Origin of the sequence: Novosphingobium sp. NBM11 (genome assembly GCF_015390225.1) — a bacterium.
In the GTDB taxonomy this organism is placed as follows: domain Bacteria; phylum Pseudomonadota; class Alphaproteobacteria; order Sphingomonadales; family Sphingomonadaceae; genus Novosphingobium.
On sequence record NZ_VUOG01000003.1, the window covers coordinates 560065 to 586155 of the forward strand.

Below are 26091 nucleotides of genomic sequence, written 5' to 3' on the forward strand. Positions count from 1 at the left end.
GTATCCGGGCCGTCCCCCGGGGTCAGGCCGGTCCGCGATAGCCGGCGAGACGGAGCGCGCCATCGAGCGAATCGCCGAGCGGATCGCTCAGGCGTTCGACGGTGCGGGAACGCAGCCAGGGCTTCATGCGGGGGGCGAGCCCGCCCACCAGCGTGCAGCGCGTGGCGCCGCGCTCGAAGATCGTCTCGATGAAGCGCTCGATATGCGCGGCCGCGTCTTCCACGATCGAGCGGGCGATGGCGTCGTCCGCTTCGGCATAGTCCATCACCAGCGGGGCGAAGGCACCGTAATCGCGGGGCGTCGCCTGATCCATCCACGCGATCGCCTGCGCCGTATCGTGGTTGAAGCGCTCGGTCACGGCGGCGCTCAGCGGCGTGCGGCGGGTGCGCCCGTCGAGCGCGCGCAGAGCGTGGCGCATGGCCGAGAGGCCGAGCGCCGCGCCGCTGCCTTCGTCGGAAATGGGAAAGCCGTAGCCGCCGATGGTGAAATCCTCGCCATGCACGCGCAACTGGGCGGCGCTGCCGGTGCCGATGATCAGGATCGCGCCGTCTTCGCCGCCATGCGCGCCAAGGTTGGCGATCTGCGCGTCGGTGGCATAGGCGACCGAGGCGAAGCCGAAATCCAGTTCACCGAGCGCTTCGCGCACGCCGGGGCGCGTAATGCCGGCAATGCCCATGCCGGCGCGGATCTGCGCCCGCTGTGATGGGGTAAGGCCGGCCTGCGCCACCGCCTGGTCGGCGGTATCCTTCAAGGTGTCATAGAGCGCGTCGATGCCGATGCGTGCATTGGCGGTGCCCGAACGGCCTTCGCCGATGGTAGCGCCGGCCGCGTCGATCAGGCGCGCGCGGCAATTGCTGCCGCCGGCGTCGATGCCGAGGAAATAGGTCATGGCCGGTGTTCTCCAGGGGTTGCCGTTGCGGTCCAGTCGCGGCCGCGCGTGGTGTGGCCGATGCCGGGGTTCAACTGGTTGCGCGGATCGATGCTGCGGTAGAACCGCTCCAGTTCGGGCCGCGCGACGTAGAGATGGCCGACGTTGTGTTCGGCGGGGTACTGCGCCCCGCGCGCGTCGAGCAGTGCCCATAGCGCGTGTTCGAAGGCCAGCGGATCGGTGCCCTTGCGCACGATGTAGTCCTGATGGAACACCTGGCAGAAGAAGTGCCCGTAATAGAGCGCGTGAATGGTCTTTTCCGCGAGGTTCGGCGGCAGTTGTTCGCGCCATTCGCGGGTGTTGCGGGGCAGCGCGACATCGAGCGCGACGATATCCTCCACCTCCCGCCGATGCACCGCGCGATAGCGGACGGCCGCGCCGGCGGCGACGAAGCGGTGCAGGAAGGCTTTGGCGCTTTCCGCCGGCGTGCATTCGAAATGATCGCCGTTCTCATCACCGGGAAACAGGCGGGCAAGCAGCCCGCGCGTGGCCTCTACCTGATCGCGCGAGACCTTGAGGATCAGGTGGTGCGCGAAGCGATCGCGGAAGGCGCGCATCCGTGCGGGCAGGGGATCGGGCACGAACCGGCTGGCCCACTGCATCACCCGGTCGCTCAGGCCGTTGCCGAACAGCGCGTCGAACCGGCCCTTGGCGGCAAAGAGCGCGGGCAGCCGGTCCGTGCCGAGCCGCTCGATCGCGAAGAACATGTCGCGCCCATAGCGGTCGGCCACGTCGAACGCGGTCTGGTGCATGTATTCCCCGGCGATCGGCGGCTGCGCGAAATCGCGCAGCATCGCCCGGCGCAGTTCGGTGAGCGGTTCGGGCGAAGCCGCGCCGATGTAGAAGGTGGCGGTGTCTTCCTCGCGCGCGAACGTGTCGAGCCGGACGGCGAAGACGATCAGCTTGCCCGCGCTGCCGGCGCTTTCGTACAGGCAGCGCGGATCGGCATTGAAGCGCGCCGGGCTGGCGCTATCGACATCGCGCACATGCTCGGCATAGCGATGGTCGTGCGCCCGGCGGTCGAGGGCGGGATCGATGTCGGCTTCGGCGAAGGCCCCCGCGTCCAGCCGGGCGAGCATCGTTTCGGGATCGTCCCCCAGCGCGATGCCGAGGTGGTTGACCAGCGCCAGCGTGCCGTCGGGCCGGACCTGCGCGTACAGCGCCAGCTCGGTATAGGCCGGCCCGCGCCGCACGAGCGACCCGCCCGAGTTGTTGCAGACTCCGCCCACGACCGAGGCGCCGAGGCAGGAGGAGCCGATCACCGAATGCGGCTCGCGCCCGTGGGGGCGCAGGGCCTGCTCCAGGCGGTGCAGCGTGGTGCCGGGCAGACACAGCACTTGCGCGCCATTGCGGATGACATGCAGCGCGGAAAGGCGGGTGGTGCTGATGATGACGAGGCCGCCGGGATAATCCGCGCCATCGGGCGTGGAGCCGCCGGTCAGCCCGGTGTTCGAAGCCTGCATGATGATCGAGACGTCAGCCGCGACGCAGGCCTGCGCCACCTTCCACAGCTCGACCAGGCTGCCGGGCCGCACCACGGCAAGCGCCGGCCCACTGCCGGTGCGATAGCCCTGGCGGTAGCGCGCCGTTTCGCGCGCCGAGGTCAGCACGTGACGCCGCCCCACCGCATCGCGCAGCCGCTCCAGCAATTCCGTGTCGCGTTTTCCGGTCATGGCGCCGTTGTCTGGCCCTATTGCGTCTGGACTTCGTCGTCGGTCATCAGATCGTCGCCGTCCAGCCAGCGAACGATCTCGCGCGCGGCGGGGTGGTCGATCGGCGCATAGCGCGCCCGCAGGCGTTCGCCGCGCGATCCCAGCCGTTCATGGCCAACGTCCTGAAACGCCGGAAGATCCTGCTGCAGCATCTGCGCGAACTCTGCGCCCAGCACCTGCCGCGCGGCCTCGCCGAATGCCGCGCCATAGGCGTAGGCTTCACCCTGCCGGTAAACCGCAGCCAGCGTCAGGGCGGGAATGCAGCCGAGGTGCGCCTGGATCGCGGGGTTGATCGCGTGGCCGGAAACGTGCGGAGCGATAGCGGCGGAGCGGCCGGTGAACGCGCGCAAGTGGAGAAAGCGCGACATGCGCGCGCCGTCGTTGACGGGATAGTTGTCCCACAGGCAGACCGGCCGCCCCAGTTCCCGCGCCACACGTTCGAGATGGGCGCGGTCGATCGCCCGCGAGCAGACTTCCTCGCCGGTCCAGTAGACGAGGACCGCCGGATCGAGCCGTCGCCCCAGTTCCCCGAGATAGCCGGCGGGCCGGTCGCCGAACACCAGATCGAGCACCGGGTCGTCCGAATAGTAGGTGGGGCAGGTATAGACCCGCGTCGCCCGGGTCAGGCCCGCGCAGAAGTTGACCACGTCCGCCTGCCGCGCGGCAAGGCCCGGCATGTCGCCGCGCAGGTCGTCGAACAGAATGGCAAGGTCGTCGATGCCTATGGCATCAAGGTCCGCCACCCGCCGGGCGAGGGCGTCGCGGGCGTCGTCGTCGAACGGGTGCGTGGAGCCGATCGGCGTCAGCGCGATGCCGAACCGCATCCCCGCCGCCCGCACTTGGGCCGAGAGGCGACCGAGCATCGCGGTCTGTTCGGGATCGTGGCGCTCGCGCCAGGCGCGGCGCAACGCGCGGTCGGCCTTGGGGCCGTAATGGTAGAAGCCATAGCCCGCCGCCGCGAGCGTCTGCACGACATGGCCGCGCTCCGCCTCGGTCCAGATGCGTCCGAAGCGGCCTTCGATCAGGCCCAGTTCGGGCATCATGCGGGGTGATCCGCGCGCGCGCCGGCGATCCATGTGGCGGTGACCGCGCGCGTTTCGTCCAGATGGACGAGATCGGCGCGCAAGCCCGGCGCGATGGCGCCGGTTTCGTGGCCGAGCCGCAGGAACCGCGCCGGATTGCCGCTCGCCATGCGCGATGCGGTCACGATGTCGCAGCCGAGCAGGTCCATCGCGTTGCACAGCGCCTGCACCATGCTCAGCGCCGATCCGGCGAGCGTGCCGTCCGGCCCCCGGCAGGTGCCGTCGATCACCGCAATGTCCTGCCCCATCAGCGTGAACCGGTCCTGCGTGCCGCCGACCGGGGGCATCGCGTCGGTCACCAGCATCGCCCCGTCGATCCCGCGCGCGCGCAGCGCCACGCGCAGCGCGGCGGGATGGACATGGAGCCCATCGACGATCAGCCCGAAATGGCTGGCGCGATCTTCCAGCGCCGCGCCGACCATGCCCGGATCGCGGCTGAGCAACTGCGTCATGGCATTGAACAGGTGGGTAAAGCCCGCCAATCCCTCTCCCAGCGCGGCGCGGGTCTGGTCGTAGTCCGCAAGGCTGTGCCCCGCGCAGACCAGCACGCCCGCATCGGCCAGCGCCCGCACCGTTCCTGCCGGCGCGAGTTCGGGGGCCAGCGTCACCACGCGCCGTCCCAGGGTGGGCCGCGCCAGCCGCGCGATGACGTCCGCATCGACCGCCGCGAAGCGCGCCTTGTCGTGGATGCCCTTCTTCGCGGGGTTGAGGTGCGGGCCTTCGATATGGATGCCGAGGACACCCGGCACCCGGTCGGCCAGCGCCGCCTCGCCCGCCGCGATGGCGTTATCGACCACGGCGGCATAGTCGCTGATCAACGTCGGTAGCAGCCCGGTCGTGCCGAAGCGCCGATGGGCGGCGGCGATGGCGCGAATGCCCTCGACCGAGGGGTGATCGTTGAAGAGCACGTCGCCCCCGCCGTTGACCTGCACGTCGATGAAGCCCGGCAGCAGCCAGCCGCCGTCAAGGTCATGGCGGGCGCAGTCGGCCGGCAGGGCATCCGCCGGAGCAAGGCCGGCAATGCGGTCGCCATCGAGCAACAGCGCCTGCCCTTCGGCAACCGCGTCGGCCAGAACAATGTTCGCGCCGGTAAGAGCCGTCAGCGTCATAGCGTGCGCGTTACCTTGTTGAGATGCGGAGGGCTATCGGGATTGCACCCCCGCGCCAGTGAAAGCGCATTGGCGAGGCCATAGAAGCTCTGGATCTGCGCGATCGCGCCCAGCACGGGATGGACCTGCGTGTCCATCGGCAGGACGAGGCTCGCGGGCGCCACGTCTTCGGGCAGGCCGGCGGCGATCACGTTCGCGCCCCGCGCTGCGAAATCCTCCAGCCGCGCGCGAAGGCCGGTCCGGGCGATATCGAGCGGGGCGAGGACCAGCACCGGATCGCCTGCTCCCACCAGCGTCATCGGGCCATGCGCGACTTCGGCGCTGCTGAAGGCTTCGGCATGGAGGTTCGATGTCTCCTTCAGCTTGAGCGCGGCTTCCCCGGCGATGGGCAGGCTGGGGCCACGGCCCAGCACGAGCATCTCGCTGGCGTCCCTCAACGGCGCGACGGCGGCGGTCCAGTCGGCGGCGGCGGCCTGTTCGAGCACGCGTCCCGTCTGGGGCAGCGCTTCCAGCAGGGCCGCGTCCTGGCTCCATTCGGCGACGAGATGGGTAAGCGCGACGAGCGTGCAAAGGAAGCTCTTGGTCGCCGCCACGCTGGTTTCGGGGCCGGCGTGGACGGGAACGACGATCTCGGCGAGGTCGGCGAGGGGGGAGGCGGCATCGTTGACCACGGCGATGACCACCGCACCCCGCGCGCGCGCGTCATCGGCGGCGGCGAGCAGATCGGGACTGCGGCCCGATTGCGAGATGGCGATCAGCGGCACGTTGCGGAAATGGGCCGAGGTGGCGTGATAGAGCGAACCCGTCGACGGGGCATGGCTGACCGTGGGGATGCCGGCTTTCGTTTCCAGCAGGAACTTGGCGAAGGCGGCGGCCTGATCGGAACTGCCGCGCGCCAGCGTCGCCGCGAAGGACGGGGCGAGCGCGCGCAGGCGCTGGCCGGCGTCGCGGACCAGATTGGTATTAAGCTGGAGCTGCCGCGCGCACAATGCCGGCGCGGACAGCGCTTCCGCGGCCATCCGCGTTGCGCCCGGCACGAGCGTTTCGAGGGTATGGGGAGTCGAGGTCATGGCGTGTGAGATACCATTCAGGGCGATTCACCTCAAGTGGCATTAAAATGGTTTTATTATTTTCAAAAATGATGATACCGATCTGGCGAATTCGCGATGCGGCGGCGGCGGGACGGTGTCGTCCGCGTGGGGCTCAGGGAGGCGTATGCATGCTCAGGATCGAGATAGCCGCCACCGATTACCAGGGCGCGATCAACGAGGATGTTGTGGGGCATTGCGGAAACGCGGCCTGGGTGATCGACGGCGCGACCGGCATCGGCGCCTCGCTGCTGGAAGAACCAAGTGACGCGGCATGGCTGGCGCAAACGGCGAGCCGGTTCCTCGCCGACGTTCTGCGCGCGCATCCGGCGATGCCCACGGTTGAAGCGCTGCGCACGGTCATGGCGCAGTGTGGCGAAGCCCTGCTGCGCCAGCGCGTGCGCGAACCGGAAGGGCATCACGAGTTGCCCTCCGCGGCGTTCGCCATGGTGCGGGCGATTGATGGCATGGCGGAGATCACCACCCTGGCCGACTGCCGCGTGGTGGCGGCCGATGCGGACGGCGCGGCGCGGCTCTGGGGCAGCGCAGCGCTGGATGCGATCGAAGAGCGCACCTTGGCCGCGTTGCGCGGGGTTCTGGCGGAAGACCCCGCGATCACGCCGGATGCGCTCAAGGAGCGACTGATGCCGGGCCTTGTCGCCAATCGCCGGCTGATGAACCGGGAAGGCGGCTACTGGGTGCTCGGCACCGAACCGGCGGCGGCGGACCATGCCTGGCAGGCGCGCCTTCCGCTGCGCCCCGGTCAGAGCTTCGCCATCGCCAGCGACGGTTTTCTGCGCCTTACGGAACTGTTCGGCGTGGCCGACCCGGCCGATTTTCTGGCCATCCGCAGCGCCCATGAATGGCGGCGCTGGGTGGATGCGCTGCGGGCGCTGGAGCGTGCGCCGGGCTCCTTGCGTCGCTTCGCGCGCGTCAAGCCGCACGACGACGCCAGCCTGGTCGTCTGCCGCTGGGAGGACACAAACTGATGCTGGTGATGGGATACATGAGCGGGACCTCGCTCGATGGCGTCGATGTCGCGCTGGTCGAAACCGATGGCGAACGGATCGACGGGTACGGGCCGTGCCTGCTGGTTCCGTTCTCCGATGACGAGCGCGCCGTGGTGGTGCGGGCGACGCATGAGGCGCTGGCGTGGGATGGCCATGGCAGCGTGCCGTCCTCGTTCGCAGAAGCGGGGGCGGTGATCGACGCGGGCTATCTGCGCGCGGGCCGTGCGGCGATTGAACAGGCGGGGCGCAGGCCCGACCTCGTGGGCTTTCATGGGCAGACGCTGCTGCACCGGCCGCGCCGCCAGCTTTCGGTGCAGGTCGGCGATCCGCAGGCGCTGGCCGATGTGCTGGACGTGCCCGTGGTCGCGCAGATGAGGCAGGACGATTTGCGCGCGGGCGGCGAAGGCGCTCCGCTGGTGCCGGCCTACCACGCCGCGCTGGCGGCGCGGATGGGACTGCCGGGGCCGCTGGCGTTCCTGAACCTCGGTGGCGTGGCTAACGTAACCTGGATCGGCGCGGACGGGGAACTGGTCGCCTTCGATACCGGTCCCGCCAATGGTCTTATCGATCTGATCGTGCAACAGCGCGGCGCGGGCCGTTACGACGACGGGGGCAGACTGGCCGCTGCGGGGCAGGTCGATGCGCGGATTCTGGCCGATCTGTTGGCGCACGAACACTTCCGGGGCAAAGGACCCCGCTCGCTGGATCGTTACGATTTTTCACTGGATTGCCTGACGGATCTGGCGCTGGAAGACGCGGTGGCGACGTTGACCGCGTTTACGGTGGAATCCGTCGCGCTGGCCGGTCGCAGCCTCCCGGAGCCGCCCAATGCCTGGATTGTCTGTGGTGGCGGTTGCCACAATCCCGTGCTCATGCAGGGGTTGCGCGATCGGCTCGGCGATTGCCGGGCGGCCGGCGATCTGGGGTTGCGCAGCGATTTCGTCGAGGCCGAGGCCATGGCGTTCCTGGCCGCGCGCAGCGTGCGCGGATTGCCGCTGACCTATCCCGGCACGACCGGTGTGAAAGCGCCGCTCACCGGCGGAACGCTGTGGCGTCCGCAGGCTGCATCCGCTGCTGTGGTATGATAAAAATAGTACCAGTTAAATACCGATACTTTACATTCTCGCACAGGTATGCATTTTGAAGGTCAATCCAGCCGAGCAAGCCGTCGAGTCTTCGGGGCGCACTGTCAGCACGGCGACGGCGACTGGGTTCAGGGAAACAGGAAAATGAAGGGAAATCCCATGGTGAAATCCTATCGTCATGCCGTGGCCACGGCCGCTCTCGCCGTCGCGCTGGTGCAGGGGACGGGCGTTGCGCACGCGCAGTCCGCCGATGCGCCGTCGGATGCCGGCGCCGAAGCGCCAGCGGCGGAGATCGTCGTTACCGGCACGCGCATCGCCGTGCCCGGCCTCACCGCGAGCAGCCCCGTCGCTTCGACCAGCGAGGAGAAGATCAAGCTCCAGTCCGCGCTGACGATCGAGGATTTCTCGACCAAGCTGCCGCAGCTTTCGGGCGGCGTCCGCCAGGGCTCGCAGGGCAGCGACGCATTCGGCGCGCAGGTTCTCGAACTGCGCAACTTCGGCCAGAGCCGCTCGCTGGTGCTGATCGACGGCACCCGTGCCGCGCCGTTCAGCTTCCGCAACTCGGTGGACGTGAACGCGATTCCGGCCTCGCTGATCAAGCGGGTGGACGTGCTGACCGGCGGTGCCGCCGCCGTCTATGGCGCTGATGCCGTGGCCGGCGTGGTGAACTTCATCCTCAACGACGATTTCGAGGGCCTGCGGGCCACGTCCGCCGCGCGCCTCGCCACGCATGGCGGTGCGCAGTATGGCGGCTCGCTGATGCTGGGCGCCGGGCTGGGCGATCGCGGCCACATCGTGATCGCGGCGGACTACACCCAGCGGGACGGGATTACCGCCAGCCAGCGCAGCTGGGCGACCACGCCCAACCAGACGATCCCCAGCATCGGCGGCGTCTTCACCGACGTGGCCAGCGGGCGCAAGTTCGGCTTCACCGATGGTGGCGCGTTCACGACCACGCCTTCGGCCACCTCGAACATTTCGGGCAGCTATCCGCTGGTTTCGCCGCTGAAGCGCATCAACGTGGCCGCGCTGTTCAAGTACGAGATCACGCCGCAGGTCGAAATCTACGGCCGCGCGATGTACACCAACGCCCGCACCGAAGAGACCGGCACGCCGGGCGCGACGCCCGCCTCGGTCAACCGTGTGGTCTCGATCAACCAGAACAACCCGTTCCTGACCGACCAGATCCGCAACCAGCTGACGTTCGTGAATGGCGCGGCGCAAGTCAACGTCTCGCGCTCGCTGGCCGAACTCGGCCTCATCACGTACCATACGGAACGCGACACGCTGCAGTTCCAGACCGGTCTGCGTGGCCCGCTGACGGCCTCGACCAAGTGGAACATCTATGCGCAGTACAGCCGCTCGACGGAGAACTCGCTGATTACCGGCGATGGCCTCGTCGCCAACGCGGCGGGCGTGAACAACTTCGGCGCGATCGTGAACACCGTGAATATCTTCGGGCCGAACCAGAGCGCCCTGGCCGGCGCGCTGGGCAGCTCGATCAACGGCTTCAACCGCAAGCGCGACCAGTTCGTCACCGCCGCCACGCTGAGCGGCACGCTGGAGGAACTGTTCTCGCTGCCCGCCGGCCCGATCGGCTTCGCGATCGGCGCGGAATACCGCAAGGAAAACGCGACCATCGCGCAGGACAGCGCGCTGCTCAGCGGCAATACCTATCGCCAGGGCGTGCAGGCGGCCTACAAGGGTTCGTTCGATGTGGCGGAGCTCTACGGCGAAGTGCTCGTGCCGCTGCTGCATGACCTGCCGCTGATCCGCAAGCTGAACGTCGGTGGCGCCTATCGCTATTCGCACTATAACTTGTTCGGCAACCATGGCACCTGGAAGGCGGAAGCCAACTGGGAAGTCGATGCCAACCTGCGTCTGCGCGGCACCTACCAGCGGGTTCTGCGCGCGCCGAACTTCGGCGAGTTCGCCGCCAGCACCTCGTCGCTGCCGTTCAACAACCTGGTCACGGTCGATCGCCTCAAGCCCCGCTATGGCGGCGATCCCTGCGTGCTCGGCACCGGCAACGCCGCGCAGTGCGCGCGCTTCGGCGCCCCGGCGGTGGGTTCGGCGGATTCCATGTCCGCCAGCTACCTGACCGGCAACTACTACTACGGCGGCAATCCCAACATCAAGCCGGAGACGGGCTATACCAAGACGCTGGGCGCGGTGCTGACGCCCACTTTCGTGCCGGGGCTCAACGTCACGGTCGACTGGTACGAGCTGGACCTGCGCGGCGCCGTCGGCGTGATCCAGCCGATCGCGGCGATCACCAGCTGCTACATCACCAATCCCTCGGCCAGCAACCCGCTCTGCGGGCTGGTGACCCGCGATCCGGCGACCGGCTATTTCAAGGACGCCTACGTCAACAACCAGAACCTCGGTCGCCTGTTGCAGCGCGGGTTCGACATCGCGGCGAACTACACCGTCCGCCCCGACTGGCTGCCCGGCAAGGGCATGCGCCTCAGCTATCAGGGCAACATCGTCACGTCCTATCTGATCCAGGCCAACGCCACGGTGGCGGCGGTGCAGTGCAAGGGCACCTTCGGCGCGACCTGTTCGAGCGATGGCACCACGCTGGTCCAGCCCGATTATCGCCACACGGTTGGCCTTGGTTGGATGTTCGACAAGGGCGTGATCCAGTTCGACTGGCAGCGCATCGGCAAGGTGCGGTCGAGCACCGCCGGGTCGACGGAAACGCTGGCGGCGCAGGATACCTTCGACCTGTCGGCATCGTATGAATTCACCAAGGCGATCACGCTGACGGCCGGTATCTACAACCTGTTCGACAAGGACCCGCCGCGTGTTTCGACCGGCGGCGTGTTCAACACCTTCCCCGATACCTACGACATCATGGGGCGCACGATCGGCCTTTCGCTGACCGCGCATCTCTGAGACCCTGCCACCCTTCGCGGCGTCCGGTCGGTCCCTGCTGACCGGACGCCGGCTTTTTCCAAGGCCCCGGCCATGGCATGCCGGGCAAAGGACGGGAGAATTCCGCAATGACGCTGCCTTTCTCGATGGCAGACTGGCTGGTGATCGCCGGCTACCTCCTGCTGCTCGTCGGGGGAGGATGGATCTTCACGCCCCGCAAGACCGCGTCGGCGCACGATTATTTCCTGGCGGGCGGCAACGTGCCGGCCTGGCTCGCGGCGATTTCGGTGCTGTCCGCCACACAGTCCGCCGCGACCTTCCTGGGTGGGCCGGACTATGGCTATCACGGCGATCTCACCTATCTCAGCGGCAATATCGGCGGTTTGCTGGGAGCCATTTTCGTCGCGCATGTGCTGATCCCGCGCTTTTACCGGATCAAGGCGACGACCGCCTATGAACTCCTGACCCTGCGTTTCAGCGAGAAGGCGACGCGCTGGGCCGGCGGCATGTTCCTGGTCGGCCGCGTCTTAGCCGGCGGCGCGCGCGTCTATCTTGCCGCCATCGCCCTCGCCATGGTGATTACCGGCACGGTCGAGGCGCAGGGCATCATGATCGCGGCCGCGCTGCTGGTGGTGGCGAGCGTGCTGTTCACCTTCGTCGGCGGGCTCAAGTCGGTGCTGTGGAACGACCTGATCCAGTTCGTCGTCTATCTGGGGTCCGCCATCGCGGTGCTGGTGTTCCTGCGCCTGTCGATCCCGGCATCGACGGCGGACATCATCCACGGGCTGTCGCATACGCCCGAAGGCGTGGACAAGCTGCGGCTTTTCGATTTCTCGATCGATCCGTCGCGCCCGTTCTCGATGCTGGCGATCCTGACGGGTCTGACGCTGCTCTATATCGCCAATTCGGGCCTGGATCAGGATACCACCCAGCGCCTGCTCGCCTGCCGGGATGCGAAGACCGGCGCGCGCAGCCTCTACCTTTCGGTCCTGGCGACGGTTCCGGTAGTCGGCATGTTCATTGTCATCGGGCTGTTGCTTTACGTCTTCTATGACCGGCCAGACCTGATGGGCGGGGCCACGGCGGTTGCCGGCAACGAGTTCGGCGGCGAGAAGATCAGCATTTTCATGCACTATATCCTGACCCAGCTTCCCGGCGGACTGCGCGGTCTGGTGACCGTGGGCATCTGCGCGGCGGCCGTCGCCACGACCAATTCCGCGCTCAACGCGATGTCCTCGGTGCTGGTGCAGGACTTCTACCGACCCTGGCGCGCAAGGCGCGGCGCCGTGGCCGAACACCATTACGTGCAGGCGGGCCGCGCCGGCATGGGCGTGATCGGCTTCGCGATGTTCGTGATGGCGATCGTCTCGTTCTACTGGCAGCGCTATTCGGACATGGGCCTGCTGGAATTCGCGCTGCAGGTCATGGTGTTCACTTACGCGGGCCTGCTCGGCGTCTATTTCACCGCGCTGTTCACGCGGCGGGGAACGACCGGATCGGTCATCGCATCGCTGCTGGTGGGCTTCTTCACCGTGCTGCTGCTGCAACCCGCGATCGCGCGCGCGATCGGGCTGCCGGCCGCGCTGCTCGGCCTGTCGTTTCCCTTCCAGCTCTGCATTGGCACGCTGGTGGCCTTCGTGGTCTGTGCCGTGGTGCCGGGGCCGGGCGGGCCAGCGGTTTCTGAAACAGATTGATCCCCGCCTTGCGGAAAAGGATGTCATGAATACCGAAGCTCTCGATCCGCGCTACCGTGATCTCGATCTCTGGCCGACGGACCTGGCGGTGGAGGCCATGCTCGAAGGCCAGATGGCGGCGATCGCGGCCATCCAGACGCAGACCCGCGCCATCGCTCGCGCGGCGGAAGCGGCGGCTGAGCGCCTCGGCGCGACGGGGCGGCTGGTGTTCGTCGGCGCGGGAACGTCGGGGCGGCTTGCCGTGCAGGATGGCACGGAACTGCACCCCACCTTCGGCTGGCCGATGGAGCGGATGGTGTTCCTGATGGCCGGGGGTCTCGGCGCGCTGACCGAAGCCTATGAAGGCGCGGAAGACGATGCGAAGGCAGGCTGCGCCGAAATTGCCGAGGCGGGGATCGGGCCGGCGGACGTCGTGATCGGCGTCGCCGCCAGCGGGCGCACGCCCTACACCGTCGCGGCGATCGAGCAGGCCCGTCGGCTGGGCGCGCTGACCATCGGCGTGGCCAACAATGCCGGCTCGGTTCTTGCCGAAAAGGCCGAACATGCGATCGTGGTGGTGACCGGCAGCGAGGTCGTCGCCGGGTCCACCCGGATGAAGGCCGGTACGGCGCAGAAGGCGGTGCTCAACCTTCTTTCCACCGCGATCATGATCCGGCGCGGACTGGTCTATGAAGGGCGCATGGTGGCGATGCGCATATCCAACGCGAAGCTCTTGCAACGGGGGCGCGGCATGGTTCAGGATATCGCCGGGGTGGACGCCGAAACCGCCGCGCAGGCGCTTGAGACCGCCGGGAACGAGATCCGGCTTGGCGTGATCGTGGCGCTGGGCGTTCCGGTACGGGAAGGGCAGGCCCTTCTCGACGCCAACGGGGGTGACCTGCGCAAGGTCATGGGGGCGCTGGAAAGGCGAGATTGAGCAAACGATGCAAGACATTGCCTGGACACGCAGCGGGGAGGGAACACCGCTCTACCTGCAACTGGCGCGCAGCCTGCGCGAACACATCAGCAGCGGGGCCATCGATCCGGGCAGCGCGCTTCCATCGGAGCGCGATCTCAGCGAAATGGCCGGTCTCTCGCGCGTCACCGTGCGCAAGGGGATCGAACAGTTGATCGACGAAGGCGTGCTGGTCCGCAAGCAGGGCTCCGGCACGTTCGTCGCCCGCCGCATCGAAACGCCCGGCGGCAAGCTTAGCAGTTTCAGTGACGAAACCCGCTCGCGCGGCGAAAATCCCGGCGTTGTCTGGATCAACAAGGGCTATGCCCAGCCGACCGAGGAAGAGGCTGCCGCTCTCGAAATCGCCGCGAACGCCCGCGTCGCCCGGCTGGGGCGCGTCCGTCTGGCGGGAGGAGAACCGCTGGCGATCGAACATGCCGTGGTCCCGGCGGAGTTCATTCCCGATCTCGAAGCGCTCGGCGATTCCCTCTATCAGGCGCTCGACCGTTATGGCTTCCGGCCGACGGCGGGCACGCAACGCGTGCGCGCATCGCTGGCGACGCCGACGGAAGCAGGCATTCTGTGCGTGCGGCAGAATTCGGAAGTTCTGCGGATCGAACGCAAGACCTGGGTGCCCAGTGGCCGCATCGTGGAATTCACGCGATCGGTCTATCGCGGTGACCGCTACGAATTCGTGAGCGATCTCAAAGATATCTGACTTCATGGCCGAGGCCGCAAGGGCGCTTGCGGGATCATCGTACACGGCAGGGTGCTTCGAGTGCGGCGCAGAGGTCTGACGCAAGCCGCCTTCTCCAAATGGCGTGAAGGTGCAACCCGGTTGCATCCGGCGCGCATCCGACCCCCATTACGCAAGCCGATTGCCGCGCCCCCCCGCTAGGGTGAAGCCCGTTCATCACGGGACCCGAACATGCACTTCATGACCCTGGCGCGACAGGCCGACGATCCGATTCTGGCCATGGGCGCCGCCTTTTCCGCCGACGTCCGGGACCGGAAGCTCGATCTGGGGATCGGCGTCTATCGGGACGAATGCGGGCAGACCCCGGTCATGCGGGCGGTCAAGGAAGCCGAACGCCGGCTGCTGCTCGACCAACCGACCAAGAGTTACCTTGGCGTCGAAGGCGATCGCGCGTTTCTGGAGGGAGTGGAGCCGCTGGCGCTGGGCGATGCGCGGGCGGACCATGCCGTCACCGCGATCCAGACCGTCGGTGGAACCGGCGCGCTGCGGCTCGCCGCCGATCTGCTCGCGCGGGAGAAGCCGGACCGCACCGTGTGGTTCGGCGCGCCAAGCTGGACCAACCATGGCGCCCTGTTCGCCGCCGCCGGTCTGGCTGTCCGCACCTTCAGCTACCTTGATCCGCTCTCGCAACAGATCGATGAAGCCGCGTTCGGGGAAGCATTAGAAGCGGCGCGGGAAGGCGATGTCTTCGTGCTGCACGGCTGCTGCCACAACCCGACCGGGGTGGACGCCAGCGCAGCGCAATGGCGGTCGATCGGCAGGGCACTGGCGCGCCGCAATCTCCTGCCACTGGTGGACTCCGCTTACCATGGGCTGGGGCAGGGCCTCGAGGCAGACCGGGCGGGATTGCGCATCCTGCTGGAGGAGGTGCCAAACGCGCTCGTTGCCTATTCCTGCTCCAAGAATTTCGCGCTCTATCGCGAACGCGTGGGCGCGCTTTTCGTGGTTGGCCGGCGGCAGGGAGTCGAGCTGGCGGCGTCCAACCTTACCGCGCTGGCCCGCGCCACCTATTCGATGCCGCCGGACCACGGCGCGGCAGTGGTGCGCACGATCCTGCATTCGGACGAACTGACCGCGATCTGGCGCGCCGAACTGGATGCCATGCGCGGACGCGTGCAGGGATTGCGCGCCTTGCTTGCGCGGGAAGGACGGATCGGCCCCATCGATCTGGGCCGGCTGGCGGCGCAGCATGGCTTTTTCTCGTCGTTGGCGCTTGCCCCCGCTGATATCGCGCGGTTGCGCGACGATCACGGCGTTTATGTCGTGCCGTCCGGGCGCATCAACATCGCAGGTCTGCGCGAAGAGCAGGTGGGAGCATTCGTGGCTGCCCTGCGCGCGGTGCTGGCATGACGTTCGTGGTGGTCGGCGCGGGGGCGATCGGCAGCGCGATCGCGGCACGGCTCGCCCATGGCGGGCAGGACGTGACGCTGGTCGTGCGCGATGCGGCAAGGGCCGCGCTGATCGAACGGGATGGCGTGACCTGCGAGGAGGCGGGCGAGACGATTACCGGTCATCCGGCGGTCAGCGATCGGGTTCCCGATACCCCGGCCGATGTTCTGGTGCTGGCGGTGAAGGCGGCGGCCTTGCCCGGCGTGGCCGCAACGTTGCCCGCCGCGATCGGCAGGGACACGCTGGTCGTGCCGCTGGTCAACGGAATTCCGTGGTGGTTCCGGCTCGGGCGGGCGGATAGGGCAGAGCCGCTGCGCGCGGTCGATCCCGACGGCACGCTGACGCGGCGGTTCGCGCCGGCGCAGATCGTGGGCAGCGTGGTCTATACGACGGCGATGATGCAGGCGCCCGCCCACGTCACCGTCACCCAGCGACAAAGCCTGGTGATCGGCGCGATCGGCAGCGACAGCCGGGACAAGGTTGCGGCCCTCGCGCGGGTGCTGGCGGCGTGCGGCATCGACGTGACGGTCAGCGACCGCATCGTCGATGCGGTCTGGGCCAAGGCCGCGCTCAACCTGGCGACGAACCCGCTGTCGGTGGTGGCGGAGGCGGGACTCGGCGATCTGTGCTCCGATGCGCGGCTGGTCCCGATCGTGTCGAACATCCTCGACGAAACCTGGCGCGTCGCCGCGCGCTACAACGCCTGCCCGCCGATGACGCGCGACGAGATGCTGGGGCGTGGACGGCTGGCCGGGGCGTTCCGGACGTCGATGCTGGAGGATTACCTGAAAGGCCGGCCGCTGGAGCTGTCGTCGATCGCCGATGCCGTGTTCGAGATGGCGGACGAGATCGGCATGGACCTGCCCGTCAGCCGGGCGATCGTCGACATGGCGCGTTTCCGTGCCGGCACCCGCTTTCCGGAGAAGCAAGCATGACCAAGGCCGTTCTGACGGACGAGGCGGCGCTGCGCCGCGAACTCACCGATTTCTATCATCTCGTCGCCTGGTTCGGCTGGGACGAGATCATCTTCAACCATATCTCGCTGCGCGTACCGGGCGCGATTCACGGCTATCTCGTCAATCCCTTCGGCCTCGCCTACGAAGAGATCACGCCGGAAAGTCTCGTCAAGGTCGATACCGACGGCAACCTGCTGGAAGACAACGGCTACAAGGCCAATCCGGCGGGTTTCGCGCTGCACGGCGTGATCCACGCCCACCGGCCGGACGTGAATTGCGTGGCCCACGCGCATACGCTGGCGGTTTCCGCCGTGGTCAACAAGGCGCAGGGGTTCAGCCACGACAACTTCTACGGCGCGCAACTGACCGGCCGCATCGGCTACCACGATTTCGAGGGCATCACGCTCTATCCGGAAGAGAAGGGGCGGATGCTGGAATCGCTGGGCGAGCACGATGTGCTGGCGCTGCGCAACCACGGTGTCGCGGTCTGCGGGCCGGATATCGCGTCGACGTTCATGCTGATGTGGACGGTGGAGCGGGCCGCGCAGATCCAGTTGCTCGCGCAATCGATGCAGGGCGAGCAGATTTCGCTGACGGGGATCATTCGCGACAAGTGCGCGGCCGATGCGCGCCGCATCACCGGCGGTGCGAATGGTGCGGCGCGCATGGTGTTCGACGCGGCGGTGAGGCGCATGCGCCGCGCGCAAGGGTAACCACCGGACCGGGAAGCCGATAGCCCCCGGTCCGATCCGAACATACTTACTTTGCCGTGGCGTCCGTCCAACCCTTCACGACCGCGCCACCCTTCATCACGAAGCGCACGCGTTCAAGCTGGGTGACGTCCGCCAGCGGATCGCCCGCCACGGCGATCAGGTCGGCGTAACGATTGGCCTGGACCGATCCGACATCCGCGCTGGCGTTGAGCAGATCGGCGGCGTTGACGGTCGCCGCGCGGATCGCGTCCATCGGCGTCATGCCGGCGCGGACCATCAGCGCGAATTCCTGCGCGTTGGTGCCATGGGGCGCCATGCCCTGATCGGTGCCGAAGGCGATCTTCACGCCGGCCTTGTAGGCGTTGCCGAGGTTGGCGATCGTGATCGGGCCGACTTCCAGCGCCTTCTTTGCCGACGACGGGTTCAGCGATTCCGGGTGGGCCTTGGCGACCTTGACCACCGTGTCGGCGACGAGCAGCGTGGGTACCAGATAGGGTCTGACTCAAATTCCGTGCAATCCAGGTCACGCTGGCGCCATAACTCTGGCTTTGAGAAGGTCGATTTTGGCGCGCCCGTACATCTGGCGCTTGATGGCCTTGAGGCGGTTGACTTTGCCCTCGACTTGACCGCTGGACCACGGCGTCGAGATCGCGGCGGCAACGGCGTCCTTGTCGGCTTCGACGCCGGCAGCGAACCCAGCAAGCTTGGTCTCGGCCGCCATGGCGATCCAAGGATCGAGCCGGGCCTTGTCCTTTGAGCGCATCATGGCGTGGAAGCAATCGAGAGCCTCGCGTGCGCTGATTAGCGCTGGCACGGCCTTTTCGATCACCGCGTTTATCAGGGCGGTCTGCGCTGATCCGGTGTCGCGCTCGGTGGTCATGCTGCGCGCGATGGTCCGTGCACTCAGCCCCGCACCGCCGGTGTGGCCAAGTTTTTCGTCGCGACGACGACGGGTCGCCCATTCGCTGACTACGCGCAGCGAACCGCCAAAACCGGAAGCCTTCAGCCGCCGCCACAGTTCAGCCCCAATCCGGCAGCCTGCATTCCACTCCGCCTCGAGGGTCAGCGACCAGACATCGAGCGAACTCTGGCGCGTGCGGAAGGTGTCGTGACGCTGGCCGCGCAGGACCTTGCGGATGGTCTTGCGCGACACGCCGGTCGTGCGTGCCATGACCCTGATCGGCACGCCTTGCCCGGCCAGATCGATAATCTGGCGGTTGAGGGCCTCGCGCAATTGGTAGCCATCCCACTGGATGCGCTCGGCACGGGTCAGGGTCGCCGGATCGACCGGCCCCGTCGGCGCCAGCGCGCGCCGCAAACATGGCATTTCCGAACGCACTGCCGCCAGAAATGCTGCCGAGGCGTTCTCGAACAGGTGCCAGCGGTCGGCCACCTGCTGTGCCTGCGGCGCCGCCTCGCTTGCGGCCGCACCATAACCCGGACCACGGTCGCGACAGATGATTTCGACTTGCGGGTTCTGGCGCAGCCAGGCGATGACCGTGTCGCGCTGACGATCGGGAAGCAGGTCGATCACCTCGCGTCGTTCGAGATCGACCACGATGCTCCCGTAGCTGTGGCCGCGGCGCCAAGCGAAGTCGTCGATGCCAACCACCCGCGCAGGTGGCGGCGGCACGGAGGCAGGATCGCTGCGTCTCAGAACTCGAAGCATCGTGTCGCGCGACCAAGGCGCCGACAGACGCGCCATCATGCGCGAGCCCGGCCTACCACCCAGCGCGACCGCCACCGCGCGCACTAGCGCGTCGCAACGACCCACCCTGCGGCCATATCGCCGGCCAACCGGCGGCGCCAGCGGCTCGCTGAACGTGCGCCTTGGACAAAGGGTATGCGTGCACCGAAACCGTCGAACCGACAGTCTCAGCCTGACGATGCTGCCGCTGACCGGCAAATCCGAAAGCATGCGGTCATATCGACTGTGGAGAGACGTCGATGGCATCGCGCAATCCGGGCAATCCGCTCCCACGGCCGCCAATCGGCCCGACATCTCGACGATTCCGTCGATCACAGTCCGGCTTTCCACGATTAATCCCGGTAACTGCAGGCTACTGTCCCATGCTTTCGAGGCCATCGACGTGTGCTCCTTGCTGACCCCCAATCCAGTTGGCCGCACACAGCGCAGAAATGTCAAATCTGCACGGAATTTGAGTCAGACCCCCAGATAAGTGCCGTGCGCCTTCATCACCTTGTAGGCTTCGGCATCGCCGAACGAGCCGTGCTCGATCGAATCCACGCCCAGCGCCGAAGCGCGGATGATGGCGTCGCGTCCATGGGCGTGCGCGGCCACGCGCATGCCAAGGCTGTGCGCGGTGTTGACGACCGCGCTGATCTCCGCGTCGGTCATCAGTGTGTTGTTCGGATCGTCGCCAATGCTCAGCACGCCGCCGCTGGGCATGATCTTGATCAGGTCCACGCCATCGCGGTGCATCCGCCGGACGACCTTGGCGGCTTCGTCCGGGCCATCGATGACGCGGCCTTCGCTATGGAAATCGAGTTCCGTGCTCATGCCGTTCTGCGGATCGCCATGGCCGCCGGTGGGGCCGAGCGGATAGCCCGAAACCCACAGCCGCGGCCCCGCGATCTTGCCGCCGGCGATGGCGCGCTTCAGCGCGACGACAACGCCGGTTTCCCCGCCGACATCGCGCACGGAGGTGAAGCCGGCTTCCAGCGTCTTGCGCGCGAAGCCCACGGAATCGAAGGCGGTATCGATGTCCGAATGCGTCACGCGCTCGGCGATCGGGTTCTTGCCGGTATAGGCCGAGGTGATGTGATCGTGCATGTCGATCAGGCCCGGCAGAACCGTGGCCGTCGAAAGATCGATGACTTCCGCGCCGGCGGGCGTGACGAACCCGTCCTGGACGCCGGTGATGCGATCATCGTGAATCAGGATCGAGACGTTGTCGCGCGGCTTCGCGCCGACCCCGTCGATCAGATGCCCGGCGTGAACCACCAGATCCTTCGCCAGGGCCGGGGTGGTGAACAGGGCGAAAACGGTGGTTGCGGCCGTGGCGGCCAGACGGTTCCTGGTGATGGTGAACATGGGCGCTCTCTTGAAATGGGAATGGAATCGGGGCGGCCTTCTCCCGGCTGAAGGCCGCCCCGATGGGATCAGAAGTTGGTACGGAAATTGACGCCGACCGTGCGCGGCGTGGCGCTGGTTACCAGCGTGCGGCCGACGGCGATGGCGCTCGACGTGGAACGCGTGATCGCGGTCGCGTCGAACAGGTTGGTGACGAAGAGGTACACGCCCCACTTGTTGTCGGGCTCCTCGATGCCGATGCGGGCGTTGACCAGCGCGTAATCGTCAACCTTGCGGGCATAGACGTAGTTCGGACGGAAATCCGACCACGAGCTGCCGACATAGTTGAAGTCCGCCCGCAGGAAGCCCGAGAGCGACTCGGTGAGCGGCCAGCTGTACTGCGCCGAACCGCCACCCATGATCTTGGGCACGTAGGGTATGCGATCGCCCTTCAGGCCCGACGTGGCGGTCACGCCGGTGTTCTGGTTCTCGGTCAGCTTGGCGTCGATGTAGGAGAAGTTGCCCAGAATCGACAGGCCTGGCAGCGGGTGGATGCCGGTTTCCGCCTCGATCCCCTTGACCTTCGCCTTGCCGGCGTTGCCGATGTAGGAGAAGGCGCCGTTGGGCGTGCGCAGCGTGATCTGCATGTCGCTCCAGTCGATCTGGAACGCATCGACGTTGAGCGTCACCTTGCGGTCGAACCACGCCGTCTTGAGGCCCACTTCGTAGTTCCACAGGCTGTCCGAATTGTACGCGGTCAGCGCGGCGTCGAGGCCCAGCACCTGGTTGGCGCCGCCCGGGCGGAAGCCCTGCGCCGCTTCGGCATAGAGCATCACGTCCTGCGTGATCTTGTACGATGCGTTGGCCTTGACCACCCAGCCGCTTTCGCCCGACGTGACGGCGGTGGGCGGCGTGAGGCGCGCGCCGACCAGGATCGAGGGAACGGTCGTCTGGCCCACGATGTTCTTGTTGTAGTGGAAATAGCGCGCGCCACCGGTCAGGTTGAGGCGATCGGTGATATCCCACGACACTTCGCCGAAGCCCGCGATCTGTTCCAGCCTGTCATCGATGAAGCGCACCGTGGCGATCTGGAGCGGATAGATCACCTGGCCGTTCAGCGGATCGGCATTGACCTGCGGATTGGCCACGTTGGTGTGGCGGTTCGAATAGAAGCCGCCCAGGGTCCAGTTGATCGGTCCCTTGCCGTTCGAGCTGAGGCGGATTTCGCCGGTCCAGGTGTCCATGTCCTGCTGCGGGAACAGCGCCGACGTCGACTGGCCATCGACCAGCGCGTAGAAGTTCGTGAGCTGGGTCGGCGAACAGGCCGCCCCGCCGGCAACCAGCGCTGAACAGCGGGCGGGCGTGCGCTGCCCGCGGATGTAGCGCGAAACGTCGGAGACCGACGACAGCTTGCGGTGCATGTACGATCCGGTCGCGGTCAGCGTCGCGAAATCGAGGTCATAGTTCGACGTGATGCTGTACAGCTCCACGTTGTCGCGCACCGGCTGGCGGGTATAGGCATCGGAGATGTACTTGCCGGCGCCCAGCGTCCAGCTCGGCGTGTCGGTCCGGCTGCGGTTGATGTAGGCCGCAAGATCGATCGTCCAGCGCTCGGTCGGCTTCAGGCGCAGCAGCGCGCGGCCGCCGAAGCTTTCCTGCTTGTTGATGTTCTTGATGCCCAGCGTGGTGTTGTCGATGAAACCATCCTGGTTGCGATAGAAGCCGACGACGCGCAGGCCGACCTTGTCGGTCACGATCGGCGCGTTGATCATTGCGCTGCCTTCCATGTTCCAGCCGCCGTGGTGCGTGTTGGAACCGCTGATGTCCACGCCGGCCTGCACCGCGTCCAGGTTCGGCTTGTTGTAGATCACGCGCAGCGTGCCGCCCATCGAACCCGAGCCATAGAGCGTGCCCTGCGGACCGCGCAGCACTTCCACGCGCTGCACGTCGAACAGGCGCAGTTCGGGCGTCGATCCGCCGGCGTCGTTGCTGGCGCCGATCGATCCGGTCACCGGCGTTTCGTCGTAATAGGTGCCGATCATCGGCTCGCCCGGACCCTGGATGCCGCGGATGACCACGCGGCGTTGCGACGGCCCGCCATCGACGAAGTTGAGGCCCGGCGTGGTCGCGCCCAGATCGGCGATGCTCTGCACGCCCGAATTGGCAAGCGCTGCGCCGCTGATGGCGGAAATCGCGATCGGCGTGTCCTGCAGGTTGGTTTCGCGCTTCAGCGCGGTCACCACGATTTCATCGCCGCCGCGGTCCTGGGGCGTTTCCTGCGCCAGAGCCGGTGTGGCGAGCAGCGTCGCGCTTCCCGCCGCCAGCAGCATGGCCTTGAGGCGGATTGAGGTGCAACCCCGGTTCATGTTCTTTGTCACTTGACCTCCCTTTTGTTTGTTCCCTCATCACGCGGTGACGCGCGAAGGCGCCGCCGTATGACAAATCACCATGCCGATGCAACGGATGCGATCGACAGGCTTGTCTGCCCAATTTCAGGAGTCCCATATGAGAGGAGGAGATTCTACTCCCTTGTTTCCCCGCAATTTTTCCGCGACGGTGCAAATGCACGCTGCCGCGGCCCCCAAAGGTTCTTATGGCCGGGAGCGTGAAACAGGAGGGGGTTGCCGTCAATAAGAATGCAAGGGGCCGGATTCGCAGAATGCACGCGGATTGCATGAAGCGCGATCGCGCCGCACGCCGGTTGCGGAATTGGGGAAGATGGCGGAGGAACGCATCGAATGTGGAATTTTCGGCCTGCACAATGCTTCGCTCGTGCATGATCCTTCGCCAATCCGCGCGCACGGCGCAAGAAAAGGCGTTGTGTCGATTCCGGTCGCCGATAAGGTTGGCCGCCTTTCAAAGGGACTGTCCAGCCTCTCTTCCTCGCGCCTGCGGCGTGAGGCGTTTCAGCATGCCTGGCCGGCGCGTCGGGTAATCGTCATTTTCGGGGAGCACGTGTGAAGAACAGAACGATTGTTGCCGGCATGGCCATGGCCATGCTGCTGAGCGGTACCGCCATGGCGCAGCAGATGGACCCGGACTACGCCGCCGACGTGAAACGGTGGACCACCAAGCCCGAGTTCATGAGCCCGCTGGTCGATCACCTGCCGGTCTCGCAGACGATCCCTTCGCCCAAGCAGGTGCTCGGCAAGAATATCGGCGCGCCCGATACGCTGCACTACTACGAGCAGATCATCGCCTATTATCGCAAGCTGGCGGAAGCCGCGCCGGACCGCGTGAAGATCATCGAGATCGGCAAGACCGAGGAAGGCCGCGAGAACATCGTGGTCATGATCTCTGCCCCCGACAACATCGCCAGCCTCGATATCTACAAGAAGAACCTGGCGCTGCTGGCCGATCCGCGCAAGCTGCCGGCCGCCGACGCGCCGGCGGTCATCGCCGCGACCAAGCCCGTCTATCACATCTCCGGCGGCCTCCACAGCGCAGAGACCGGTCCGCCGGAAATGCTGATGGAACTGGCCTATCGTCTGCTCACCGAAGACAGCGCGATGATGAAGGGCATTCGTGACAATCTGGTCGTAGCGATCACGCCCGTGCTGGAAGCGGACGGGCGCGATCGCTACGTCGACTGGTATTATCGCAACCTGATCGACGAGAAGGACGATCGCAACAAGCCCGGTGGTCCGCCCTATTGGGGCAAGTACATCTACCACGACAACAACCGCGACATCAATTTCTCGGACGTCAGCGCGCGTCACCTGATGAAGTACTACCTCGATTGGCATCCGCCGATCATGCACGAACTGCATGAATCGGTGCCTTTCATGTACACCTATTCCGGGCAGGCGCCGCAGAACCCCGATCTCGATCCGATCCTGTTCGGCGAACTGCCGTGGTTCTCGAATTTCGAAATGGCGCAGATGACCAAGTACGGCATGCCCGGCGTGTGGACGCACGGCTTTGTCGATGCCTGGACGCCGGGCTACCTCGCCTTCATGTCGTCGAACCACAACGGCATGCTGCGCATGTACGAAACCTTCGGCAACGCCGGCGCGACCACGATGTACCGCCATGTCGCCCCCGAAGTGCAGACGGGCGTGCGCGGCGGGGACTGGACCAAGCGCGACTGGTTCCGGCCGCTGCCTCCCTACAAGGAGGTGATGTGGTCGATGCGCAACAACACCAACTACATGGAAACCGGCATCCTGACCGCGCTCGACCTGGCCGCGCGGTTCCCGCAGGTCATCCTCGAGAACTTCTACAAGAAAAGCAGCAACGCGATCCAGGCAGGAGCGGACAAGGCGCCCTACGCCTATGTCATTCCCGCCGATCACGCCGACCCTTCGCGCATCAAGTTCGTGACGGACATTCTCCAGTTGCAGGGGATAGAGATCGGGCGCGCCAACCAGGCTGTGACGGTCAAGGAAGGCACGTTCCCGGCCGGTTCGCTCATCATCAAGCTCAACCAGCCCTACGGCCGGCTCGCCAAGATGCTGCTGAAGCTGCAGAACGATTATCCGGACGAGAACCTGACGACCTACGACGACGCGGCCTGGACCATGGGGCTGATGACGCACACCCGGATCGTGGAGGTGGCGGACAAGGCCGCGCTCTCCGTGCCGGTCACACCGCTGGCGCAGTTCACCGTTACCGGGCGGATCAGTGGCGGCGGCGCGCGGACCTACGCCGTGCTCGATCAAGGCTCGGTCAACATGGCCACGCTGCGCTACCGGCTGAAGGACACGCCGGTGAAGGTCGTCGAAAAGGCGTTCCAGTCCGGCGGCAAGACCATTCCGGCGGGCTCCTTCCTGGTCGATGGCGGCGCCTATGCGGCGCTCAAGCCGGCGGTCGAGGAACTGGGGCTGGAGGCCATCGGGCTTTCGGGGCAGCCGAACGCCCCCGCGCATGACACCGTCCTGCCGCGCACGGCGGTGTTCAGCACCTGGGGGTCGAGCGAGAAGGTCGGCTGGCTGCGCTATGCGATGGATCGGCACGCCGTGTCCTATGACCTGATCTACAAGGAGCAGGTCCGCAAGGGCAACCTGCGCGCCAGTTACGACGTCATCATTCTGCCGATGCAGGGCCGGTCGGTGAAGGACATCGTTTTCGACATTCCGATGAAGGGCAAGCCGCTGCCCTACACCAAGACCGACCGCTATCGCTTCTCGGGCGATTACGGATCGTCGGAAGACGTGCGCGGCGGCATGGGGCTGGAAGGCCTGGCCGAACTGCAGAAGTTCGTCGAGCAGGGCGGAACGCTGATCACAACCGGCGATGCCAGCGCAGTGCCGATCGATTTCGGGCTGGTGGACGATTTGTCCGAAACCAAGGCCGGCGGCAATTTCTACGCGCCCGGCCCCGTGGTGACGGCCAGGGTCACCAAGCCCGCCAGCCCGATCTTCTATGGCTACGATGCCGACATCAAGGACCAGAAGATGCCGGTCCGCTGGGCGACCAGCACGCTGTTCACCGTGCCGGACAGGCTCAAGGGACAGATCCTGATGGAATTTCCCGGCGGCAAGGACGGCGTGCAGAGCGGGTTCATGCGCGGATCGGACCAGGTGAAGGACCGTCCGGCGATCATCAACGTGCCCGATGGTTCGGGCCGCGTGCTGATGTTCGCCACCAATCCGATCTGGCGCTGGCAGAACCTGGGCGAATTCCGGATGCTGTACAACGCGCTGATCAACTGGAAGCAGCTGGGATTGACCGACGAGGCGCCGCCCGCGCCGCCGCCGGTCCCGGAAGGGCAGTAAGGGAAT

Annotated in this window: 20 protein-coding genes; 11 read left to right on the plus strand and 9 right to left on the minus strand. The window is 66.6% G+C overall.

The annotated features are described in order from the left end of the window. Positions 1-22: 22 nt before the first annotated feature. The 5 genes from F1640_RS22785 to F1640_RS22805 are packed head-to-tail and all read right to left on the minus strand — an operon-like array spanning position 23 to position 5901. Positions 23-889 carry a BadF/BadG/BcrA/BcrD ATPase family protein gene (locus F1640_RS22785; protein WP_124808264.1) on the minus strand — a complete coding sequence of 289 codons (867 nt, stop codon included), beginning with the start codon at positions 887-889 and terminating at the stop codon, positions 23-25. Next, the gene (gene dld, locus F1640_RS22790; protein WP_124808263.1) at positions 886-2601 is read right to left on the minus strand and encodes a D-lactate dehydrogenase; all 1716 of its coding nucleotides are present in this window, start codon (positions 2599-2601) and stop codon (positions 886-888) included. Before dld ends, F1640_RS22785 begins: the two co-directional genes overlap by 4 nt. Before the next feature lie 17 nt (positions 2602-2618). After that, a complete protein-coding gene (locus tag F1640_RS22795) occupies positions 2619-3683 on the minus strand; it encodes a beta-N-acetylglucosaminidase domain-containing protein (RefSeq protein WP_124808262.1) in 1065 nt (354 codons plus the stop codon). Further along, positions 3680-4831: an N-acetylglucosamine-6-phosphate deacetylase gene (nagA, locus tag F1640_RS22800; protein ID WP_124808261.1), complete on the minus strand. Its 1152-nt coding sequence runs from the start codon at positions 4829-4831 to the stop codon at positions 3680-3682. Before nagA ends, F1640_RS22795 begins: the two co-directional genes overlap by 4 nt. Next, complete coding sequence (locus F1640_RS22805) at positions 4828-5901, minus strand: SIS domain-containing protein (protein ID WP_223806485.1); 1074 nt, start codon at positions 5899-5901, stop codon at positions 4828-4830. Before F1640_RS22805 ends, nagA begins: the two co-directional genes overlap by 4 nt. A gap of 149 nt (positions 5902-6050) precedes the next feature. On the opposite strand from F1640_RS22805, the gene F1640_RS22810 reads away from it, so the two are divergent. From F1640_RS22810 to F1640_RS22850, 9 genes are all read left to right on the plus strand, one after another. Then, positions 6051-6908, plus strand: a complete 858-nt coding sequence (locus F1640_RS22810; RefSeq protein ID WP_124808260.1) for a protein phosphatase 2C domain-containing protein — start codon at positions 6051-6053, stop codon at positions 6906-6908. Then, a complete protein-coding gene (locus F1640_RS22815; protein WP_194921927.1) occupies positions 6908-8014 on the plus strand; it encodes an anhydro-N-acetylmuramic acid kinase in 1107 nt (368 codons plus the stop codon). Before F1640_RS22810 ends, F1640_RS22815 begins: the two co-directional genes overlap by 1 nt. 144 nt (positions 8015-8158) lie before the next feature. After that, positions 8159-10912 (plus strand): TonB-dependent receptor domain-containing protein, encoded by a 2754-nt coding sequence (locus tag F1640_RS22820; protein WP_223806484.1) that lies wholly within the window; start codon positions 8159-8161, stop codon positions 10910-10912. A 107-nt stretch (positions 10913-11019) separates the two neighbouring features. Continuing rightward, on the plus strand, positions 11020-12585 hold the full coding sequence (locus F1640_RS22825) for a sodium:solute symporter (protein WP_124808258.1): 1566 nt from the start codon (positions 11020-11022) through the stop codon (positions 12583-12585). A gap of 25 nt (positions 12586-12610) precedes the next feature. Continuing rightward, positions 12611-13501, plus strand: coding sequence for an N-acetylmuramic acid 6-phosphate etherase (locus tag F1640_RS22830; protein WP_124808257.1), 891 nt, complete (start codon positions 12611-12613; stop codon positions 13499-13501). 7 nt (positions 13502-13508) lie between these two features. Continuing rightward, on the plus strand, positions 13509-14237 hold the full coding sequence (locus F1640_RS22835) for a GntR family transcriptional regulator (protein WP_124808256.1): 729 nt from the start codon (positions 13509-13511) through the stop codon (positions 14235-14237). Positions 14238-14447: 210 nt separating this feature from the next. After that, positions 14448-15626, plus strand: a complete 1179-nt coding sequence (locus F1640_RS22840) for an aromatic amino acid transaminase (RefSeq protein WP_124808255.1) — start codon at positions 14448-14450, stop codon at positions 15624-15626. After that, positions 15623-16600, plus strand: a complete 978-nt coding sequence (locus F1640_RS22845) for a ketopantoate reductase family protein (protein ID WP_194921928.1) — start codon at positions 15623-15625, stop codon at positions 16598-16600. The genes F1640_RS22840 and F1640_RS22845 overlap by 4 nt, the downstream gene beginning before the upstream one ends. After that, entirely contained in the window at positions 16597-17334 is a 738-nt protein-coding gene (locus F1640_RS22850) for a class II aldolase/adducin family protein (RefSeq protein ID WP_124808253.1), read from the plus strand. The genes F1640_RS22845 and F1640_RS22850 overlap by 4 nt, the downstream gene beginning before the upstream one ends. Before the next feature lie 46 nt (positions 17335-17380). On the opposite strand, the gene F1640_RS22855 is transcribed toward F1640_RS22850, so the two are convergent. The 4 genes from F1640_RS22855 to F1640_RS22870 all read right to left on the minus strand — a co-directional run bounded on the left by F1640_RS22855 (position 17381) and on the right by F1640_RS22870 (position 22746). Beyond that, entirely contained in the window at positions 17381-17794 is a 414-nt protein-coding gene (locus tag F1640_RS22855) for an amidohydrolase family protein (protein WP_309229352.1), read from the minus strand. Between the two features lie 63 nt (positions 17795-17857). Beyond that, positions 17858-19420, minus strand: a complete 1563-nt coding sequence (locus F1640_RS22860) for an ISL3 family transposase (protein ID WP_194917272.1) — start codon at positions 19418-19420, stop codon at positions 17858-17860. Between the two features lie 78 nt (positions 19421-19498). Continuing rightward, positions 19499-20389: an amidohydrolase family protein gene (locus tag F1640_RS22865; RefSeq protein ID WP_194921932.1), complete on the minus strand. Its 891-nt coding sequence runs from the start codon at positions 20387-20389 to the stop codon at positions 19499-19501. Positions 20390-20457: 68 nt separating this feature from the next. After that, on the minus strand, positions 20458-22746 hold the full coding sequence (locus F1640_RS22870; protein WP_223806483.1) for a TonB-dependent receptor: 2289 nt from the start codon (positions 22744-22746) through the stop codon (positions 20458-20460). Between the two features lie 340 nt (positions 22747-23086). Between F1640_RS22870 and F1640_RS22875 the strand changes: the two genes are divergently transcribed. Together F1640_RS22875 and F1640_RS22880 are read left to right on the plus strand one after the other, a co-directional pair. After that, positions 23087-23329 (plus strand): hypothetical protein, encoded by a 243-nt coding sequence (locus tag F1640_RS22875; protein WP_124808251.1) that lies wholly within the window; start codon positions 23087-23089, stop codon positions 23327-23329. Beyond that, a complete protein-coding gene (locus F1640_RS22880) occupies positions 23326-26085 on the plus strand; it encodes a M14 family zinc carboxypeptidase (RefSeq protein WP_223806482.1) in 2760 nt (919 codons plus the stop codon). Before F1640_RS22875 ends, F1640_RS22880 begins: the two co-directional genes overlap by 4 nt. Positions 26086-26091: the final 6 nt, after the last annotated feature.